The organism is Segetibacter koreensis DSM 18137, from assembly GCF_000374045.1.
Classification (GTDB): domain Bacteria; phylum Bacteroidota; class Bacteroidia; order Chitinophagales; family Chitinophagaceae; genus Segetibacter; species Segetibacter koreensis.
This window is the reverse complement of the sequence record NZ_KB893326.1, coordinates 1-21683: the sequence shown is the minus strand read 5'-3', so window position 1 is coordinate 21683 and position 21683 is coordinate 1. Positions and strand designations below refer to the sequence as shown.

Genomic DNA, 21683 nt, shown 5'->3' with positions numbered 1-21683 from the left:
TCATGCAATCATCATACGAGATTGAGCAGCCCCGAGCCGCTTACAAGGATTACAAAATCCTTCGCTGGCTTACTACTGTTGACCATAAAGAGATTGGCATTATGTATCTCTGCATGGCCACATTGTTCTTTGTAGTTGCCGGCTTGTTTGCCCTGTTGATGCGCACGCAATTGGCCGTTGCTAACAATCATTTTTTAGGTCCTAATATTTACAACCAGGTTTTTACCATGCATGGCGTCACCATGATATTCTTTGTAATGGTGCCGGCGTTGTTAGGCTTCCAGGTGTACTTTATACCAATGATGATAGGTGCAAATGATACGGCCTATCCTCGTATGAATGCTTTTAGCTTTTGGATTACTTTCTTTGGCGGATTGCTCTTGTACTTCAGCTTCGCAGCGGGAGGAGCGCCTAATGCAGGGTGGTTTAATTATGCGCCGTTAAATGAATACAATTACTCTGATAGCCCCGGCATCGATTACTATTGTGTAGGATTGTTACTGGCAGGAACGGGCACTATCAGCACAGGTGTTAACCTGATAGTTACTATATTAAAATATCGTGCACCAGGAATGAGCTTGAAACAAGTTCCCTTGTTTGTCTGGATGGGGCTGGTAAACTCTTTTTTAATTGTTGCTGCATTGCCTTCATTAAATGCTGCTTTGAGCATGCTGTTGCTCGACCGGCAATTGCATGCTCATTTCTTTAATACCGCCAGCGGTGGTGATGCTTTGTTATGGCAGCATTTGTTCTGGCTTTTCGGTCACCCGGAAGTATATATTCTCATACTGCCAGCATTCGGAATTTATTCTGAGGTTTTCCAGGTATTTAGTGGAAAGCGAATTTATGGGTATGCTTTTGTTGCGGGATCTACAGTAGCCATCGCTTTGTTGTCGTTTGGCGTGTGGGTTCACCACATGTTTGCAACAGGGTTAGGTAATACGGTAAATGCGTTTTTTGGCGCCAGCAGTATGTTGATTGGGGTGCCGACAGGAATAAAAATTTTCAACTGGCTCGGTACGATGTACGGCGGCTCTATACGGCTTACGGTTTCCATGTTGTTTGCCATTGCATTTCTTATTGAGTTTACCATAGGTGGACTAAGCGGTATTGCATTTTCTATTATTCCTATCGATTGGCAGGTAACAGACAGTTATTATGTGGTAGCTCACCTGCATTATGTGTTTATTGGCGGTTCCTTATTTTCTGTTTTCTCCGGGTTGTTCTATTGGTTTCCCAAAATGAGTGGAAGAATGTTAGATGAAAAGCTAGGTAAAATATTCTTCTGGCTAATGGTACTGGGCTTTAATATGACATTTTTTGTTCAGCATTTTTTAGGGTTGATGGGGATGCCAAGAAGAGTATATACCTACCCGGATTTGCCACGTTTTACTTTGCTGAACCTGGTTTCGTCTTGCGGAGCATTGCTAATGGGAGTGGCTATCCTGGTATTATTCTATAACGTTTATAAAACACTGAAGCATGGCAAGCCTGCCTCTAACGACCCATGGGACGGCTTCACCCTTGAATGGTATTCGTGGGCATTGCCAGGGATGAAAAATTTTGAAGAAGTGCCTGAAGTAAAAAGCAGGAGGCCATTCTTTGACGAAAAGTATCCTGAAAAAGCAGACTGGAAAAACAATGATTAAGAAAGAAAACCATTTGATGATGTGGCTGATAATCGGCTCCGAAGCAATATTCTTCATATCGCTGATAATGGGCTATATAGTGTTTTGGAGAACAGGTCATTTTCAATCGACGGTAAAGGCGATGCTGGATATAAAACTTACCAGCGTGTTTTCTATACTGCTCTTTACAAGCAGTTTTACCTTTTGGATGGCGGAACGTGAATACAAAAAAGGCGAACAAAAGAAACTGCAGATTTGGCTGCTGGCCACCATCGTTTTAGGAATCGTTTTTATGGTGGGTCAAGGTCACGAGTACTATGGGTTGCTTTCAAGAAACTTAACGTTAAGCAGCAGCGAGTTTGGAACAAGTTTTTACACCTTAACGGGCTTCCACGGCTTGCACGTCATTTTTGGCATCATCATGCTCATCATTCTTTTCATCCTTACACTGCAAGGTTTTTTTCAAAGAAAAACAACATTACTGAGCACTATTGGAATTTACTGGCACTTTGTTGATGCCGTTTGGCTGGTTGTATTTACCATAATTTATGTAGTACCCTATTTATAATGAAAAGCATTTACACATATTGGAATTTTAATTGGAGTGCTTTTATCGGCATCGTGTTTCTATGCTTTTTATATGCAAAGTATCACAACTTCACAATCGGCAAATGGATTAAGCCTTTTGTAATTGGTCTGTTTCTCTTATTGATTTGCTTTTTTTCACCGCTACATCTTTTGTCCGAACAATATTTGTTTAGCGCACACATGGTGGTACACGTTGTGTTGCTGCTGGTTGTTGGGCCATTATTGATTATTAGTTTGGAGATGGATACCACTGGCAATAATGTTATTACTAATCTATCGGGTGCACTTTATAAAAGGCCTTTTATTGGCTGGATTGCTGGTGTGGGAATAATGTGGTTTTGGCATATTCCGTTCGTTTTTAATTACTGCATGATGGCAGCACATACGTCAGCGGTATTAGGTTTTGCGACGCATGCATTAGAAAGCCTAAGCCTTATAACAGCAGGAATGTTGTTTAGCTGGAGTATTGTTTCTCCCATTAAAAAATGCCGTTTGCCAGCATTGAATGGGGTTGCGTATTTGTTTACTGCATGCATCGGTTGTTCGTTGCTTGGGCTGCTTATAACTTTTGCTCCTGCAGGACTATATCGTCATTTTTTATCAATGACGGATAGTTATCACTTGAACAGTGTTATTGTTGAGCAATGGCAAATCAACCAGGCAACAGACCAGCAGATAGCAGGTTTAATCATGTGGGTTCCTTGTTGTTTGTTGTATGTAGTATATGCGTTGTATTTATTAGGAAGATGGTTTGATGAGAAGGATGTAGTGTCGAAGGTTGTCTGAACTGGGATTTATGGGATGGGTGGGATTTGCGAATGTGAATTTTATCAGCGTGGACGAAAAGAAGCAAACGGAGAGCGTAAGCTAACACAACGTAAACGATGCATAGAATTACTACAAGATGAACGAAATGCGACGCAACGATGATGCTATGATAAAACAAAGGCAGGTATCAAAAAAAATAACAATGGACGAAGAAAAAACACAAATGAACAAGGCTAAACCGGAGGTGATTCCGGAAGGAACTTACATGCCTTTTTTGCTGGCAGTGTCGCTGCTTTTTATGGGTTGGGGTTTGATTAGCTATTGGATAATGAGTGTTGCGGGCACTATTGGATTTTTTATCGCGCTTGCGGGATGGATAAAAGAAATGTATGAACGAGGACAAGATTGAAAGAAGAAAGTTTTTAACGAAGCTCAGTTTATGGCTGGGAGCACTTCCTGCCGCCATCATTTCTGTGCCTGTGTTCAGTGCTTTGCTTGGTCCGTTATTGCAAAAGAACAAACAGGAATGGAGGCAAATAGGCAATGCTGCAGACTTCCCCGTAGGCACAACAAAGCTGGTGAAATTTATAAACGCTGACCCTTTGCCTTGGGCAGGAACAACGGCTAAATCAGCAGCCTGGTTGCGACGTGAAAATGAAAAGGAGTTTACTGCCTTCTCAGCAAACTGCACACACCTTGGCTGCCCGGTACGGTGGGAAGCGAAAGCAGAATTATTTATGTGTCCGTGCCATGGAGGGGTTTATTATAAAGACGGTTCTGTAGCATCAGGACCACCACCAAAAGCATTGGTACGATACCAGGTAAGATTGAACAAAGACGTGGTAGAAATAAAAACCGCTCCTGTACCTATTACAAACATTACGGCTTAATGAAAAAGTGGTTAAAAAAAGTATGGCATTGGATTGATGACAGGAGCGGCATATCAGAATTGATTATGCCCATGCTACGACATCCTGTTCCGCCTGGCTCTAAATGGAGTTATGTGTTTGGAAGTGCTACTTTATTTTGTTTGATTTTACAAATAGTAACCGGCGTTGGTTTGGCGCTATTGTATCAACCTTCTTCCGATAAAGCTTTTGAATCACTACAGTTTATAACCAACCAGGCTGTCATGGGTAAGTGGTTGAGAGGGCTGCATTATTTTGGCGCTTCGGGAATGATACTGATGGTGGGCATTCACATGATGAGAGTGTACATAACTGCAGCTTATAAGTACCCAAGAGAGATGAGTTGGATAAGTGGCGTGGTGTTGTTGTTGCTGACCGTTTCAATGGGGTTTACAGGCCAGTTATTGCGGTGGGATGATAATGGTGTCTGGAGTGCAGTAGTAGCTGCAGAGCAAATGGGCAGGATACCACTGATTGGAAAATACATTGCCAGATTGCTGATTGGAGGAGATACTTTAGGCGGTCAATCCCTTAGCCGGTTCTTTGCCTATCATGTGTTTTTGTTTCCGGGGTTGCTTATATTGTTTGTTACATTTCACCTGTACCTGGTGTTGCGAAACGGCATATCCGAACCTCCAAAGCCGGGTCAGCTCGTTGACCCTAAAACGTACAGGGCCTGGTATAAAGATCTTTTGAAAACGAAAGGCGTTCCCTTCTTTCCTGATGCTGCCTGGCGTGATGTTGTGTTCGGCGTAGCTACCTTACTTATCATTATTGTGCTTGCGTATTTTGTTGGTCCACCGGCCGTCAGCAAGCCTCCTGACCCTTCCATCGTTTATACAAAACCTTCACCAGACTGGTACTTGTTGTGGATTTTTGCGTTGTTTGCATTGATGCCGCCGGCAATAGAAAGTTATGTAATGTTCTTTGGGCCTATCATCGTTATCGGCTTGTTGTTTTCGCTTCCGTTTATATCCAACAAAGGAGAGCGGAGCCCGATAAAAAGACCGTGGGCAATCGTTGGCTCTATCGCTACCATTATCATTGTTGCGAGTTTATTAGTCGCTGGAGCAAAGACGCCGTGGTCGCCCAATTTTAAAACGAAGATGCTGCCATTATCCGTAGTAAATACAACCGATACAATGGCCATTGCAGGCAGCAGATTATTCTACGATAAAGGCTGCCTGTATTGCCACAAGGTAAAAGATTACGGCGGAAAAGTAGGCCCTGAATTAACGTATATAGCACGAAGCCTGAATGCAAAACAAATGACCATCCGGATAGTAAACGGAGGCGATAATATGCCGGCTTACGGGTCATCTCTAAAGAGCCATGAACTAAACGAGATCGTGGCCTTTTTAAAAAGCAGAAGATGATAATTACAGTATTTAACAAGGTTATAATCAATGAAGTTCTATTGTTTATAAAAACAGATTTTTAAGCGAGAAAAAGATAAAAAGAATAGTAACTTTAAAACGCCTTTTTGGTGGCTTCTTCACCTTGATTTACCTATGGGCACCTCGAAGGATGTAAAATGTACTGTAAGTATAAAAATAGAGTTTTTTGAGGTTGCCGCAGGCTAGTTGCAGCAATAAATACCCGGGCGGTTTTTCAGGTGTTTGAAGAAGAAGAAGGTTAAAGTAAAAACTCTTAAACTTTTATCAATGCAAAAAGTTTCACCCAATATCGATACAAACAGAAAAACAATAGAATTCTATCTTCAAAGCAATTACGAGAATAAGATAGCCCTCGATGGTATAAACAAAGTATCTCTTGTAGGCACGTTTAACCATTGGTCACAGGATGTTTTGCTCTTTAACCGAGATGATGACGGCATTTGGAAAATACAAATTCCTCTGCTTCCTTCGGGGAAATATTACTACAAGTTTTTGGTAGACGATAAAGTATGGCTCGAGGATATCGCTAATGCTAATCGTGAGCCTGATGGCTTTGCAGGTTTCAATAGTGTTTTAATTGTAGAAAACGAAGTGTAAGATGCCCGCCAGAAGCCGTAAACGCACCAAGATTAGATTGTGATTAGAAATGTGGGGAGAATGATCTTATGGTGTAGTGTTTGATTTAATAATGTTATAACCTTAAATAACATTTCAATTTTTTAATAGCATTCGCTTAATTTATTCCGGTTACTTTTTTTCTGCCAGGTAGTACAAATGCCTGGAACCCTGCCCTTATTACTTATAACATTCCTTCACTTAAAAAATATTATTGTATGGCTACCACTGTTGCCGATTTTGCTATTGAACGAATTTCTCAATGGGGAATTAAAAGAATTTTTGGTTTTCCCGGCGATGGCATTAATGGATTCATGGGTGCACTAAATCGTGCGGATGGAGCAATAGATTTTGTACAGGTACGGCACGAAGAAATGGCTGCGTTTATGGCCTGCGCACACGCAAAGTTCAGCGGCGAAGTGGGTGTGTGTATGGCTACCTCAGGCCCGGGTGCTATTCATTTATTAAATGGACTATACGATGCAAAAATGGACCATCAACCGGTGGTTGCAATAGTCGGTCAGCAGGTACGGGCGGCATTAGGAGGACATTACCAGCAGGAAGTTGATTTAATTTCATTATTTAAAGACGTAGCGGGAGAATACGTGCACATGTGCAGTGACCCACATCAGACAAGGCATCTCATCGACCGGGCCTTTCGCATAGCCATGTCAGAGCGTTGTGTTACCTGTATCATCTTTCCAAACGACATACAGGAAGTGGATTATGAAGAGCCTGAAAGAGCGCATGGCACTATTCATTCAGGCATCGGTTATCAAAAACCATCTGTAATACCAAAAGCAGAAGATTTACAGAGAGCCGCAGATATTTTAAATGCCGGCAAAAAAGTGGCGATGTTGGTAGGAGCTGGCGCAATGGAAGCTGCCGATGAAGTAATACAAGTTGCACAATTATTAGGTGCAGGTGTGGCTAAAGCTTTATTAGGCAAAGCAGTGTTGCCAGATGATTTGCCTTTTGTAACGGGTTCAATTGGGTTGTTAGGAACTAAGCCAAGTTGGGATTTAATGACCGATTGTGATACATTATTAATGGTTGGTTCAAGTTTTCCATATTCAGAATATTTGCCAAAAGAAGGCCAGGCCAAAGGTGTGCAAATAGATATTGATGGTAAGATGCTTAGCATACGTTACCCGATGGATGTTGCTTTGCAGGGAGATTCAAAAGAAACTTTAAAGGCATTAATTCCGCTCCTGAAAAGAAAAGAGGACAGAAGCTGGCAGGATAGTATTGCAAAGGAAGTGGAACGCTGGTGGAGAGTGTTGGAAGCACGGTCGCAGGACAGCGCAGATCCGATCAATCCTCAACAGGTGTTTTGGGAGCTATCTAAACGGCTGCCTGATAATTGTATTATTTCAGCCGACTCCGGTTCTACAGCCGCATGGTTTGCCCGTGATTTAAAAATAAGGAAAGGAATGAAGGCATCACTGTCTGGCAATCTTGCAACCATGTGTCCGGGCATGCCTTATACCATTGCTGCAAAGTTTGCTTTCCCCGAAAGAATGCCCATTTGTTTGATTGGCGATGGTGCTTTTCAAATGTTAGGAATGAACGGTATGATAACCATTGCCAAATACTGGAAAGAATGGAGCGACCCGCGACTGATGATACTTGTGTTGAACAATCGCGACTTAAACATGGTAACCTGGGAGCAACGTGCAATGGTAGGCGATCCACGTTACGATGCTTCGCAAAGCGTTCCTGATTTTCCTTATGCTGAATATGCGAAAATGTTAGGATTGGATGGTATAAAAGTAGACGACCCCAAAAAAGTAGGTGACGCGCTGGACTTTGCTTTTAGTGCAAAAAGACCTGTATTGGTTGAAGCTTATACCGACCCCTCTGTACCAATGACGCCTCCGCATATTAATTTCAAACAAATGAAAGCTTATACTTCTGCCATTATAAAAGGCGATAGCAAAGCATGGAATATGGTAAAGCAAACTTATAAGGATGTAGTGGATGAATACTTTCCTGCATCTAAATAAAATGACTAGAGCTACCTGGTTTAACTAATAAAACTTATATGAAACCCTTGGTAAGTGATGCTGTAAATAGCAGCTATGGTACTTCTTTTGGCTATAAAGATGCAGTCATAAACAGCCTGCAGGTGTCTGCGTACAAGATACCAACTGATGCACCAGAGGCGGATGGCACACTTAATTGGGATAGCACAAGCTTAGTAGTGGTCCAGTTAGAAGCCGGGGATAAAACAGGTTTAGGTTATACTTATGCTGATGAAGCCTCGGCTTTCTTTATTCACAAAAAACTGAAGGATTTGGTAACTAGAGCTAACCCTTTTGATATTCCTTCCATAACAACCAATCTTATCAAACATATTCGGAATAGCGGCACTTGCGGTATTGCCATGATGGCTATCTCTGCTATAGATAATGCACTGTGGGATTTGAAAGCAAAGCTGTACAATGTTCCTTTGTTTAAATTATTAGGAGCAGTAAGAAATGAAATGTTGATATATGGAAGCGGAGGCTTTACATCTTACAACAAACAACAATTACAACAACAATTAGGAGATTGGGCAGCACAAGGAATTGGTTATGTAAAAATGAAGATTGGAACAGAGCCGAATAAAGATTTGGAGCGAGTGCAACAAGCAAAAGAAGTTATTGGCAATGCTCAATTAATGGTTGATGCTAATGGCGCTTACACGGCAAAACAAGCGCTTGATAAAGCCCAACAATTTACTGGCTATGGTGTAATGTGGTTTGAAGAACCCGTATCGTCGGATAACTTAGAAGGTCTTCATTTTATTCGTGAGCATGCACCTGCACAAATGAATATAGCAGCAGGGGAATACGGCTATAACCTTCCTTACTTTGAGGCAATGCTACATGCAAAAGCTGTAGATGTATTACAGGCAGATGCAACAAGATGTGGCGGCATTAGCGGATTTTTAAAAGCAGGTTATTTGGCCGAAGCTCATCAACTTCCTTTCTCATCGCACTGTGCTCCTGCATTGCATTTACAGGCTGCTTTGTCGTTGCCTTCATTTTTTATTGCTGAATATTTTCATGACCATGCTCGCATTGAAAATATGTTGTTTGATGGGATACCTCCGCCAATAAATGGAGTATTGAAACCAGACTTAAACAGGCCAGGATTAGGCTTTGAATTTAAATTTCAGGATGCTGAAAAGTATAAACTTTAAAATCATTTACAGTATGATAGATACTCCGCTAACAAAAGAAAGAAAGCAAGGCGAAGTTGTACCGCAGGGCAATGGAAAGCCACCGCTTATTGGTGAAGGATATGGAGGCAGAACCGCAGATGGAGCAAAATTAGATACACGTTTTAAAACCGAATATTCTATTGGCGTAAATGTGCAGGAACTGGAAAAAGACTTGAAAAAAGTCATTAGTGGCGAGGTTCGTTTTGATGATGGAAGTCGTGGGCTATATTCAACAGATGCGTCTAATTATCGTCAAATTCCAATAGGCGTGGTAATACCAAAAACGGAAGAAGATGTCATTAACACAATAAGCATTTGTCATAAGCATAAAGCGCCTATTGTAAACCGTGGTGGGGGTACAAGCCTTGCGGGACAAGGATGTAATGTGGCTGTCTTGATAGACATGAGCAAGTACTACAATCAGATTCTACACATCGATAAAGACAAAAAGCTGGTATCCATTCAACCCGGCATTGTGCTTGATGAAATGCGTCACGCTACCAAAAAACAGGTTGGGCTAACTTTTGGTCCAGACCCTGCCACACATACTCACTGCGCATTAGGTGGCATGTTGGGAAACAATTCATGCGGGGTGCATTCTGTCATGGCGCAGTTCCAGGGTAATGGTGCAAGAACATCAGACAATACTGAAAGCCTGACCATTATTACTTATGATGGCATTAAAATGAAAGTCGGGCCAACATCAGACGAGGAGTTTAATCAAATAATAAAAGAAGGCGGGCGAAAGGCAGAAATCTATCAAAAGATGAGAGACCTGCGAGATAAGTATGCCGATAAAATAAGAGAGAAATATCCTAAAATACCTCGTCGTGTTTCCGGATATAATCTCGATGAGTTGCTGCCCGAAAAAGGGTTCAATGTAGCCCGGGCACTGGTGGGTTCAGAAAGCACTTTGGTTACCATTGTAGAAGCGACGATGCAACTTTTAACAGCGCCCAAAGCAAGAACGCTGTTGGTATTGGGCTACGATAATTTGCCTAATTCTGGTTATGCGATTATGGACATCTTACCTCACAAACCCATCGGCCTGGAGGGCATGGATGATAAGCTGTTAGAGTTCATGCACAGGAAGGGGCTAAATGTAAAGGATATAACCTTGTTGCCCAAAGGTAATGCGTGGCTGTTGGTTGAGTTTGGCGCCGATACAAAAGAGGAAGCAGACAACAAAGCAAAGGCTTTAATTGAAGATTTAAAAACAAAAAAGAACACACCTACTTCAAGCATATTTGATATACCCGAACAGGAAGAAAAGCTGTGGAAGGTTCGTGAGTCGGGCCTTGGCGCTACCGCCTGGGTGCCTGGTGAACCAAATGGCGGCCCCGGTTGGGAGGACTCTGCGGTTGCTCCTGAACACGTTGGCGATTATCTGCGAGACCTTCGCAACCTTTTTACAAAATATGATTATTATCCTTCTATCTATGGTCACTTCGGGCAAGGGTGTATTCACTGCCGTGTAGGTTTCGATTTTATAACCGAAGACGGTATTGAAAAATATAAAAATTTTACAGTAGAAGCCTCACATCTCGTAGTTAAATACGGCGGATCGCTTTCAGGGGAGCATGGCGACGGCCAGGCTCGGGGCGATTTATTGGAAATTATGTTCGGAAAAGAGCTGGTGCAGGCTTTCAAAGAATTTAAACAAATCTGGGACCCTGAATGGCGGATGAACCCCGGAAAAATAGTAGATACTTACGGGCAAACAAATGACTTACGTTTAGGTACCGATTATAACCCTCCCCGGTTAGAAACTCACTTTAAATTTCCCGACGATGCTTTTAGTTGGGAAAGGATTACACTAAAGTGCGTAGGCGTTGGTGAATGCAGAAGGCACGAAGGCGGAACAATGTGCCCTAGTTACATGGTAACACGGGAAGAAATGCACAGCACCCGGGGACGTTCACGTTTGCTGTACGAAATGCTGCACGGTGATGTGGTGAAAGGCGGGTGGAAAGACGAGCATGTAAAAGAGTCCCTGGACCTCTGCTTAGCCTGCAAAGGTTGCAAACACGATTGCCCTGTCAACGTGGACATGGCCACCTATAAATCAGAGTTTTTATCTCATTATTATGAAGGGCGGTTAAGACCAATAACAGCATACGTCTTTGGCTGGATTTATTGGTGGTCTAAGATTGCATCCAGAATGCCCGGCATTGCAAACTTTATTATGCATGCTCCTGGTATCAGTACGATTACGAAAGCGCTTACCGGCATTGCACAACAAAGAAAAATGCCGAAATATGCAGAAATAACCTTTAAAAGTTGGTTCGAAGAAAGGGAGAAGGGGAAAGACAAAAGGCGGAAGGCGGAAGGTGGAGGATATAAAGCCGAAGGCAACCGGCAACCCGCACCTGGCAACAAGAAACAAGTGATTCTATGGGCGGACACATTCAACAACAACTTTTTACCGCAAACATTGGTGGCGGGTGTAGAGGTGCTGGAGGCAGCAGGATTTGAAGTAGTGGTTCCAAAACAGTCGCTTTGCTGCGGCAGGCCCTTGTACGACTTTGGCATGCTGGATACCGCAAAGAAGATGTTGCTGCAGATTATGAGTGTTTTAAAAGAGGATATAAAAAACGGTGTTCCAATCGTTGGTCTTGAGCCAAGTTGCGTAGCCGTTTTTAGAGATGAATTGACCAATCTTTTTCCTCACAACGAACAGGCAAACCGCTTATCAAAACAGGTGTTTACGCTGGGCGAGTTTTTAGAACAAAAAGCGCCCGGTTTTAAAATACCGCAACTCAAAAGGAAGGCGATCGTGCATGGTCATTGCCATCATAAATCCATCATGAAAATGGATGCCGAAAAAGCGGTGCTGAAAAAAACAGGCTTGAATTATGAAATACTTCCTACCACCTGTTGTGGCATGGCTGGCTACTTCGGCTACGAAAAAGGCGAGCACTACGATGTGTCTGTAAAAGCAGGAGAGTTGCTGTTATTGCCAACGGTAAGAGATGCCGACGAAAACACCATCATCATCACCAACGGCTTTAGCTGCCGTGAACAAATTGAACAACAAACCATCCGCAAAGGCATGCACCTGGCCCAGGTAATTCAAATGGGTTTGCGTGAACAGCAGGGAGATAAAATCGGCGGTCTTCCTGAAAAAAAATATGTAGATGGAATGGCATTAAAAAATCCACACAAAAAAAGAAATGCGTGGATAGCGGCTGCTGTTGTATCAGCCATTGTTTTGTTTACCGTGCTTAATAAAATGAAAGATGATTTGCCTGTTGATATTGTATAAAATGAGATGAGGAAGGTGCAAAAATGTAAATATTTAAATCTGACATTATGAAATACAAACTTCTAAACAGCGGCGACATAACGATGTATGCTTTAGTATTTGATAGCGGTGAAGAGGTGATGCACGGATTAAAAACATTTGCCAACGATCATAAGCTATCGAGTGCAAGGTTTACAGCGATAGGAGCATTTAAAAAAGCTCAGCTTGGTTTTTTTGACTTCGATATAAAAGATTATAAAAAAATAGAGGTTAGTGACCAGGTAGAAGTATTGTCTTTACTGGGTGATGTTGCCTTGTATGGAGATGAATCCAAATTGCACGCACACGTAGTGCTGGGTAAGTTTGATGGCAATGCTATAGGCGGACATTTAATGAATGCAATCGTTCATCCTACACTGGAGGTAATACTGGAAGAGACACCTGGTTATTTGCAACGAAGAATGGACAGGGAAACAGGCCTGCCATTAATTGTAATAGACTGAAAATATAAAAAAATATACTATGGAAATCGGTAGAAGAGTTTGGGCGATTGCAGAAGGTTATATTCCCGGTTGGAGCAATGGCCCCGGTCATGATTTTATAAGTCATGAAGCTGCTTGTATATTAAACGTTAGTGATAAAGAAGCAAACATCGAAATCACTATTTATTTTTCAGATAAAAACCCTGTTGGTCCATATAAATTAAAGGTGCCGGCGAAGCGCACCCGGCATTTTCGTTTCAATGATTTAAAAGACCCGGCGCCAATACCGCTAGCCACCGATTATTCAAGCGTTATTGTATCGGATGTGCCTATAGTGGTTCAACATACACGATTAGATTCAAGACAAGACGCAAACGCATTGATTACAACAATTGCGTATGGCCAGTAGGTAATAGCTGGAACTACATTTAGCCCCAAGGCTACCTGCTTTTACAATAACAAAGCGGCTCTAATGCCGCAATAACTTAAAGTCTATGAAAATTGCACAGGTAGCGCCACTATCAGAATCTGTACCGCCAAAATATTATGGCGGGACAGAGCGAGTGGTGCACTACCTAACAGAAGAATTGGTAAAAGAAGGCCACGATGTAACACTATTTGCCTCGGGCGATTCCTGTACAACCGCTAAACTTGTTGCTACTGTAAAAAAAGCACTTCGCTTAAACCCATTGAGTGAAGATACCCTCGCTCCGCATATCGTGCAGATTGAGGATGTTCTTGAGCGGCAGAACCAGTTTGATATCATTCATTTTCACATTGATTATCTACATTTTCCTTTCTCTCAAAATTCGCCCGTAGCACATCTTACCACGCTACATGGCAAGCTTAATATTCCAGAACTGCAGGGTGTATATAACAAGTTTGACCAGCCTGTTGTATCTATATCCAACAGTCAGCGCAGGCCATTACCTCAGGCCCATTTTGTAGGCACTGTTTATCACGGTTTGCCGGCAAACCTGCATAAAAAAGGCAATGGAGATGGAGGATATGTTGCTTTTCTTGGCCGCATTTCTCCCGAGAAAGGAATTTACAAAGCGATAGAGTGGGCACTGGCTGCAAACGTTACATTAAAGATAGCGGCAAAGGTAGATAAGGCTGATCAACTGTATTTTAAAACCGAGATAGAACCGCTGTTAAACCATCCCCTTATAGAGTATATCGGTGAAATCAACGAGATCCAGAAGACTGAGTTTTTAGGCAGAGCTGAAGCACTTTTATTTCCCATTAATTGGAACGAACCTTTTGGAATGGTGATAATAGAAGCGATGTCTTGCGGCACACCAATAATAGCACATAACAAAGGCTCCGTGCCTGAAATTATAGAAGAAGGGAAAAACGGCTTTATTGTTACTTCAACAGAAGAAGCCGTGGCGGTGATACGTCAGTTGGGAAAAGTAGATAGAAATGTTGTTAGAAAAATATTTGAACAAAAATTTACAGCCGAAAGAATGGCGCTCGATTACGTAGAGATTTATAAAAAGCTGGTAAAAAATAAAAGCATAAATAATCATCCAACCGGTGCTGCAACTTTTTAAATGATGGCAAAAAATGGTTATGAAAATTCTAATATTATGACAAAAACACAAGCATCATCAACAGGGGAAAAATTTAATGTAGGTAGCGATTCTATTAATTACGATGACAGAACACAGGTGATCAACCATTATGACACTTTTTGCATTTTTGACCGGTTGGGAAATGTGCATCCTCAAGGTAAAAAAGCACAAGGAATATTTTATAAAGGCAGCCGTTTTATAAATGAACTGGTGTTGCGTCTTAATAAGCAAAAGCCTCTTTTGTTAAGCTCTGCTATTAAGCAGGATAATGAGATACTCTCAGTCGACCTTACTAATTGCAAGATGAATGAGCCAGACATAAAAGAAAATACCCTTCACATACTGCGGGAGCAGTTTATACGAAACGGTGTTTATTTTGAAGAAATAAACGTGGCGAACTATGGCGAAACAACATGCAGGGTTGAGCTTTCAATCTCTTTCGGTGCAGATTTTTCCGACATATTTGAAATAAGAGGAACCAAAAGACAAGTTATACGGCCAGAAACAGAACTATCATCAACAAATAACAAAATCGTTTTTGATTATACAGGTCTCGATCACATACATAGAAGCACGGAAATAGCTTTTAAAAAAGAATCAAAGCACACGATACATAAAAATACCGTGGTCTTCCCATTAAAACTCGATAGCCAGGAAGCCGAAAAAATTGAATTTGCTGTTTACTTTAAAACAGACGATGACCGTTTAAAGATATATAGCGATACCATGCCTGTTTTTAACCATATAAAGGAAAGCATACAAAAAGATATAGCGGAAACACGTTTGCTTTTTGGAAATATCATTAGCGATAATGAAAAGTTTAATACCTGGCTTACACGATCAAGAGCAGATCTTCAATCCCTTCTAACCGAAACGAAATTCGGTCATTATCCTTATGCCGGCGTGCCATGGTACAATACCGTTTTCGGACGTGATGGAATTATTACAGCTATGGAAATATTGTGGTTAGCTCCGCAAGTGGCAAAAGATGTGTTACGTTTTTTGGCGAGCGAGCAGGCAACCGAAGTAAATGCCGATAATGATGCAGAGCCCGGTAAGATAATACACGAAATGCGATCAGGAGAAATGGCTAATACAGGAGAAGTTCCCTTTAAACATTATTATGGAACGATTGATGCAACCCCTCTTTTTTTAATGCTTGCGGGCATGTACTATAAGCAAACAAATGATCTTGAAACGATCAAAGCGATATGGAACAATATTAAAGCTGCTATTACGTGGATTGATAAATACGGCGATCTTGACGGAGACGGTTTTGTCGAATATAAAAATAATTCGGAAAAGGGTTTAACGAACCAGGGCTGGAAGGACTCATACGATTCTGTTATGTATGCTGATGGAGAGCTTTGTGAAGGGCCGATAGCATTATGTGAAGTTCAGGGTTATGTGTATGCTGCAAAAAAAAATGTAGCTGTTATGGCTAAAGCTTTAGGCGAAGACAAGTATGGAGATGAATTAGCACAAGCTGCAGTGCATTTGAAAGAGAAGTTCAATAAATCATTTTGGGATGAAGAGTTAGGCGCTTATGCACTGGCTTTAGATGGCTATAAGAGGCCCTGTAAAGTTTTATCATCAAATGCGGGACATTGTTTATTTACCGGCATAGCAAAACAAGAGCATGCACAAAAACTTGCAAAACGTTTAACAGGTAAAGAAATGTTTAGCGGCTGGGGTATAAGAACATTGGCAAGTAATGAGAAGCGTTACAATCCTATGTCTTACCACGATGGCTCGGTATGGCCGCATGATAATGCGATGGTTGCTTATGGCTTATCTAAATACAACATGCATGAGGAAGTGCTTAAGGTTATGCAGGGCCTATTTGATTCATCTTTGTTTATCGAATTACAAAGGTTGCCCGAACTATTTTGTGGTTTCAATGCTCGCAGAAATGAAGGACCTACTGCTTACCCCGTTGCGTGTTCGCCCCAGGCATGGGCTGTAGGTGCGGTGTTTTTAATGCTGCAGGCATGTCTACAAATAGAAATAGATGGAATTGAAAAATGTGTTGTCTTTAATAAGCCCCAGCTTCCTGACTTCCTTAACAAAGTAACTATAGCTAATCTTAAAGTAGGAAACAGTTATTGCCACTTCGAAGTACACAGGCACGACTATGGTGTTAGTTTTCATGTTATTCAAAAGCCGGATGATTGGGAGGTTTTGATAAAAAAATAAAATGAAGGATATGATAGAGCTAATGGTTACCGGCAGGAATATGGAGACTTGTGCTGGATCAGCTTAGCATTATTTGCAGACTACGATATCGCCGAAATTACCGAAGCTAAATGCTATTTACTGCATTTCATTTTGCGCTCTTTTAGTGCCAATCACCTTTGCTTCTTTTTTCGATCTTGTTGGATAAGTTGATGTTCTTCTTTAATAAAATATTTAATCTGAAAATGTAGATATATGAAAAATGCCGTTTTTTTACTGTTCCCATTATTTGTTTGTGCAGGTGTTGGCTGCAACTCGCTGGGTAGCAAGCCGGCCGCCGCTTCAAACACAGAAAGTGTATCTGGAAAAGATGCAGATGATACTAATGACGGCAACACTGATACAACCACAATCATAAACGACCGGATTAATTTTGTTGCGGCTGCAAAAACAGCTATGCCCGCTGTGGTTCACATAAAAAGCACTTACGGCAACCCGAACGGCTCTAGTATACAACAGCAGCAAGTTTATGGTCGTGGCAATGGAGGGGATGTGCCAGCAATGGCATCAGGATCAGGGGTAATAATAGCTGCTGACGGATATATAGCAACGAATAATCACGTTGTGGAAAATGCCACTAAATTAGAAGTTATTCTGCCCGACAGACGACAGTTTATAGCAAAATTAGTAGGACGTGACCCTGGAACCGACCTTGCACTGCTGAAGATAGATGCTACAAATCTTCCGGTACTTAAGTTAGGGAACTCAGATAAAGTGCAAGTGGGCGAGTGGGTGCTTGCAGTAGGTTATCCGTATTCGCTTAATACAACTGTTACAGCGGGAATCATCAGTGCAAAAGGCAGAAGTATAGGTATTATTCATCAATCAGAACGAGGTGGTTCCCCATTGGCGCAATCGGCAATAGAATCTTTCCTGCAAACCGACGCAGCCATCAATCCGGGCAATAGCGGGGGAGCACTCGTAAATACAAATGGCGAGCTTATTGGCATTAACGCAGCTATTGCATCACTCACCGGAAGTTATGCAGGATATGCATTTTCAATACCTGTTAACCTGGCTAAAAAGGTATTGAATGATATTAAACAATTTGGAAGGGTTAAACGTGGCGTACTCGGTGTCGCTTTTCCTAGCCCGGCAGCGGAAGAACAGTTTCTGAAAGAACAAGGTATTGTTCCGGGATCTGTTACCGGGGTATTCATTACGGGGATACAAAAAGGCAGTGCTGCAGATTCAGCAGGCCTGAAAGAAGGAGATATTATCCAAACGATTGACGGAGTGAAACTTTTTTCTTCATCAGAGTTTTCTGAAAGAATAGCAAGACATAATCCGGGCGATAAAGTAACGCTCGGCATTTTACGTAAGACAGAAAAAGATACTTTAACTGCTACCCTAAGAGATGAACCAACAGAAAGACAATTAGCCGACAACGGACCTTCGAAGCAAGAAATTTACAACAGGTTAGGTGCCAGGTTTTCCCGTCTCACTCCCTCCGTTACACAACGCCTGGGAATTAATTCAGGTGTGTTGGTTACAGAAGTATTGCCCGGTGGTTTTTTTGATCAACTGGGAATACCGCCAGGAACTATTATCGCCTATATTAATGGCCGGCAAATTAACGACCCTGAGGATATAGAAAATGCATTGATGGCAGCAAAGCGCACTTTGGTTCAAATTCTGGCTATCGCTCCTGATGGATCAAAAGTAGCCTTCAACTTTTCATTTGGTGCATAGCAGGTCATTCAGAGTTGGCTTATCCGTTTGTCGAATAATGTTAGAATGGCAGCTGTATTTCTTTTACCAGAAGGCTAATCCAGCTTCTAATTTCTTATAGAAATCTAATTTTTAAAAACAGGTATGCGATTTATTTTTGTAATCTTTTGTGGCAGGTATGAATTGCAAAGCAACTTCGATCTAGAAAAAGTTACTGTATTAGTATAATAGTGCTTAAACCGGCAAAGGGGTTAGTTTGCCAGACCGCACAGAATAAAAGAACTTGCAAATTTGCGTGAAAACTCCTATTTTGTTTTAGAAAAGTTAAGACACACCACCCCTCTCTCCTTTTTTTAAAACAAATCAATTTTGATTATGAAAAGCTTATAATTAATATCAATTATCCTAATGCTTGCAGTAACGATGAAAGCATGCAAGAAGGATTGCGGTTTCACATCTAGCAGTCATTTAGTTGCCTACTATCCATTTACAGGCAATGCCTTGGATGCAACTCAATACCACAATGATGGTCAAGTGAATAATACAGTTTTAACAACTGATAAATTTGGCAGAAAAAGTCATGCTTATTATTTTAACGGAGAGAACAGTTTCATTTTTATACCTAAAAGTAGCTCGTTGGATATAAAAGAAAGCTTTACTATCTCCGCCTGGGTTCGTCCCGATCTTATACAAGAATATACTTATGCAGATAGGATAATTGTTTGGCGGGGTGATGAGCAACCAGAAAGGGACCCATACGTTCTTTATTTTTCTTCAAATTCAATTGCGGTTAGAAAGGATGTAGGTACCGGTGGAACAACTAATATTTCTTCATATGCGTCAAACTCAACCCTTTCCGAAAAATGGTTTAATGTGATTGGCACGTATGATATCACTTCAAATACGGCTAAACTTTTTATTGATGGAACTCTTGTTAAACAAGACTCTTTCCAAAGTGGAGAAATTCAATATAGCACCGAGGGATTTTGGAATATGATAGGAGCTGTTGATAAGGGAACCTGGCAATTCTACAAAGGATAAATAGATGAGGTAAGAATTTATAATATTGCACTTACAGAGAAAGAAGCTGAAGAGCTTACATCATTATATAACTAATTCGGTGTACCAGTCGGGTCGTTCATGGTGAGGCGTTGTTCAGTGTCACATAGGCCAGATACTATTAATGACTTTTATTTCAAAGCAGTCACACTAGATATTTTGTCTTTTATCTGAGCACTATTACTAATCTAATGGGGGAACAAAAATAGGCTTTGTCGCGTCTGTCAAAATAAAAGTACGCATTATCCTTTTCCCTGATAATTATGCCGCCATAGAACAAAATGTTTTAAAATAAGTACACCTAGGAAAAGTAACTTGTTCCTTTTTAATCATCCTTATCATTTCTATACCCCCCAATGTCCTTTGTGCTGAATCGAAATTTTTGAACCCTAATACTAAAAACGTTCACCATTTTACAAATCGATGATCTGCCTCTACCCTATTATTTAAATACTTGTTCTGGCTGATTTTGATTTTCTTTAAACGCCTCTTATTGTAAGTTTTGACAGCTTCCTTATTGGCTCCGCTTTTATCTATATTAATTACTTTCGGGCAGACATTATTACCTATAGCTTTTACTGGAAATTTATGTGCCGCAAGCTTATTCCTTCTATTTGTTAATAGAAAGTCAACTGTCTTTCCTTCCTTGTCAACGGCTCTATATAAATACATCCAATCTCCTTTTACCTTTATATAAGTTTCATCCATCTTCCAACTATTACTTTTTCTTCATTTCTTTAATCCAGCTTCAATGAATGGAGTAAACTTATATACCATCTTTGTATTGTAGCATCATCTACCCTTAAAACTCTGACAGATAATAACTCTTCCACATCCCGGTAACTCAGACTGAATCTTAATTTAAAATATATCGCTTGTAGAATAACCTCTTTAGGAAAACTGTGACCTTAACATCTAACCAATCTACTTACAACCAGATATACAAATTACAACTGCGTCAGAACCTCAGATAAGCAAGGTTATTAATAATTAGTGACATTTTCAATGATTACGTTCTGATAAAAGTATCCGGCACGATCACTTAGAATACTTAGGTAATTTATACTTGAATCTCTTTGTTCTCGTTAACATCATAAAAGTTAATACCATAAGAAGCCTAAAATAAATATGCAATATTCACAGCGCTTTTCATTGCTTTTTAATCACAAATCCATTTACATCTTCACAAATTGTTTATACATCACCTTATCTCCGCTGATAACTTTTATAAAATATACTCCATTAATCAATGATGAAACATCTAAGCGAACGTCTGTTGAAGTNACAGAGTGAATGTTTTTAATAACCACACCAGAGGCTGATAAAATNTATAACTCNNNTGTTTTATTCTGCCGTCCGTTGATAGAAATATGCAAAGTATTTTGAACAGGGTTAGGGCTTAGCTTAACACCTGCAGCCTTATCAACAAAGNTGGGTTTATTTGTAGCAGCTTTTGAAACCAATTGGTCACAATNNTGGTCTATAGGAATTATGCCACATGGGGTACACTTCTGNNTTAGCGTATCGTAGACTGTCAATAATGCCTCACAACACTCGAGTGGCTGGTCTAATGGAACGTAACCACAAGGAGTACATTTCTCNACNCCACTGCCGCCACTAACACCGCATGCTGTGCAATCTTGTGCGTTAGTTGCGTAGGGAGTTGAGTCAGCCGGGCAACAAGACTGTTCAATAGAAATTATTCCACATGGTGGTGCACACTTTTCATACNNATNTATTANACCACATGAAGTNCACTNTTGTTCATAAATATTATAGATTACGCCAACACAACAACCCTGTCTATNTGGGTCGTAGGCTACNCCATTACAATACTTAACTTGTGGTGCNGTAACGGTGAAATTTATGGTAAGTGATGCACCTTGAAAACCAGTGCCGTTATGATTTGAATAAGGNATGGCAGTTAATGTATGATCACCNAAAGGCAAAGACCATGCAANATAATCGCCNNNAGGGAAATCGCCGGCAAGCGCATAAGGAAAACCNNTTTCTGTTCTTACTTTTTGGCCATCCAAAATAAATACAACACTNNCTACTTTTGTTGGAGTGGTGTTAGCACGGATATTTAAATTTGGTGGCAAGNCGGTTTTAATTAAAATACTTTCGTCAGGAANGGGCTNAATGTCCTTGTNTGTATTTGCATTTACGAGTGTAAAAGTGTTGACCCTGGAGCCAATGACGGTGAAATGGATGGTGAGGGACGTACCCTGTGCACCTTTACCATCACGGTTTGAATAAGGGATGGCAGTTAATGTATGATCACCTAAAGGCAAAGACCATGC

17 protein-coding genes and 1 pseudogene are annotated in these 21683 nt (G+C 41.0%); 16 read left to right on the top strand and 2 right to left on the bottom strand.

Annotated elements, in window-relative coordinates; all coding sequences use genetic code 11:
* Nucleotides 1-2: 2 nt before the first annotated feature.
* The 16 genes from ctaD to B154_RS0111345 all read left to right on the top strand — a co-directional run bounded on the left by ctaD (nucleotide 3) and on the right by B154_RS0111345 (nucleotide 19362).
* Nucleotides 3-1649 carry a cytochrome c oxidase subunit I gene (ctaD, locus tag B154_RS0111420; protein WP_018614329.1) on the top strand — a complete coding sequence of 549 codons (1647 nt, stop codon included), beginning with the start codon at nucleotides 3-5 and terminating at the stop codon, nucleotides 1647-1649.
* Nucleotides 1642-2196 (top strand): cytochrome c oxidase subunit 3, encoded by a 555-nt coding sequence (locus B154_RS0111415; RefSeq protein ID WP_018614328.1) that lies wholly within the window; start codon nucleotides 1642-1644, stop codon nucleotides 2194-2196. The genes ctaD and B154_RS0111415 overlap by 8 nt, the downstream gene beginning before the upstream one ends.
* The gene (locus B154_RS0111410) at nucleotides 2196-3002 is read left to right on the top strand and encodes a cytochrome c oxidase assembly protein (protein ID WP_018614327.1); all 807 of its coding nucleotides are present in this window, start codon (nucleotides 2196-2198) and stop codon (nucleotides 3000-3002) included. Before B154_RS0111415 ends, B154_RS0111410 begins: the two co-directional genes overlap by 1 nt.
* Nucleotides 3003-3120: 118 nt before the next feature.
* Nucleotides 3121-3393, top strand: coding sequence for a hypothetical protein (locus B154_RS0111405; protein ID WP_018614326.1), 273 nt, complete (start codon nucleotides 3121-3123; stop codon nucleotides 3391-3393).
* Nucleotides 3374-3874 (top strand): QcrA and Rieske domain-containing protein, encoded by a 501-nt coding sequence (locus tag B154_RS0111400; protein ID WP_018614325.1) that lies wholly within the window; start codon nucleotides 3374-3376, stop codon nucleotides 3872-3874. Before B154_RS0111405 ends, B154_RS0111400 begins: the two co-directional genes overlap by 20 nt.
* Complete coding sequence (locus B154_RS0111395) at nucleotides 3874-5268, top strand: cytochrome b N-terminal domain-containing protein (protein WP_018614324.1); 1395 nt, start codon at nucleotides 3874-3876, stop codon at nucleotides 5266-5268. Before B154_RS0111400 ends, B154_RS0111395 begins: the two co-directional genes overlap by 1 nt.
* A gap of 288 nt (nucleotides 5269-5556) precedes the next feature.
* Nucleotides 5557-5886 (top strand): early set domain-containing protein, encoded by a 330-nt coding sequence (locus tag B154_RS0111390; RefSeq protein WP_018614323.1) that lies wholly within the window; start codon nucleotides 5557-5559, stop codon nucleotides 5884-5886.
* Between the two features lie 236 nt (nucleotides 5887-6122).
* On the top strand, nucleotides 6123-7910 hold the full coding sequence (locus B154_RS0111385) for a thiamine pyrophosphate-requiring protein (RefSeq protein ID WP_018614322.1): 1788 nt from the start codon (nucleotides 6123-6125) through the stop codon (nucleotides 7908-7910).
* 38 nt (nucleotides 7911-7948) lie between these two features.
* Nucleotides 7949-9091, top strand: a complete 1143-nt coding sequence (locus B154_RS0111380; RefSeq protein WP_018614321.1) for an enolase C-terminal domain-like protein — start codon at nucleotides 7949-7951, stop codon at nucleotides 9089-9091.
* A 13-nt stretch (nucleotides 9092-9104) separates the two neighbouring features.
* A complete protein-coding gene (locus tag B154_RS0111375) occupies nucleotides 9105-12377 on the top strand; it encodes an FAD-binding and (Fe-S)-binding domain-containing protein (RefSeq protein WP_157580675.1) in 3273 nt (1090 codons plus the stop codon).
* A 47-nt stretch (nucleotides 12378-12424) separates the two neighbouring features.
* Nucleotides 12425-12859, top strand: coding sequence for a PPC domain-containing DNA-binding protein (locus B154_RS0111370; RefSeq protein WP_018614319.1), 435 nt, complete (start codon nucleotides 12425-12427; stop codon nucleotides 12857-12859).
* A gap of 19 nt (nucleotides 12860-12878) precedes the next feature.
* Nucleotides 12879-13247, top strand: a complete 369-nt coding sequence (locus B154_RS0111365) for a sensory rhodopsin transducer (RefSeq protein ID WP_018614318.1) — start codon at nucleotides 12879-12881, stop codon at nucleotides 13245-13247.
* An 85-nt stretch (nucleotides 13248-13332) separates the two neighbouring features.
* Nucleotides 13333-14394, top strand: coding sequence for a glycosyltransferase family 4 protein (locus B154_RS0111360; protein WP_018614317.1), 1062 nt, complete (start codon nucleotides 13333-13335; stop codon nucleotides 14392-14394).
* A 36-nt stretch (nucleotides 14395-14430) separates the two neighbouring features.
* The gene (locus B154_RS0111355) at nucleotides 14431-16611 is read left to right on the top strand and encodes an amylo-alpha-1,6-glucosidase (RefSeq protein ID WP_033411665.1); all 2181 of its coding nucleotides are present in this window, start codon (nucleotides 14431-14433) and stop codon (nucleotides 16609-16611) included.
* Between the two features lie 234 nt (nucleotides 16612-16845).
* The gene (locus B154_RS0111350) at nucleotides 16846-18342 is read left to right on the top strand and encodes a trypsin-like peptidase domain-containing protein (RefSeq protein WP_018614315.1); all 1497 of its coding nucleotides are present in this window, start codon (nucleotides 16846-16848) and stop codon (nucleotides 18340-18342) included.
* Nucleotides 18343-18729: 387 nt separating this feature from the next.
* The gene (locus B154_RS0111345; protein ID WP_018614314.1) at nucleotides 18730-19362 is read left to right on the top strand and encodes a LamG-like jellyroll fold domain-containing protein; all 633 of its coding nucleotides are present in this window, start codon (nucleotides 18730-18732) and stop codon (nucleotides 19360-19362) included.
* Between the two features lie 279 nt (nucleotides 19363-19641).
* On the opposite strand, the pseudogene B154_RS31365 reads toward B154_RS0111345, so the two are convergent.
* A pseudogene (locus tag B154_RS31365) lies at nucleotides 19642-20264 on the bottom strand (IS6 family transposase).
* A gap of 291 nt (nucleotides 20265-20555) precedes the next feature.
* Nucleotides 20556-20843 carry a T9SS type A sorting domain-containing protein gene (locus B154_RS33850; protein ID WP_169337663.1) on the bottom strand — a complete coding sequence of 96 codons (288 nt, stop codon included), beginning with the start codon at nucleotides 20841-20843 and terminating at the stop codon, nucleotides 20556-20558.
* Nucleotides 20844-21683: the final 840 nt, after the last annotated feature.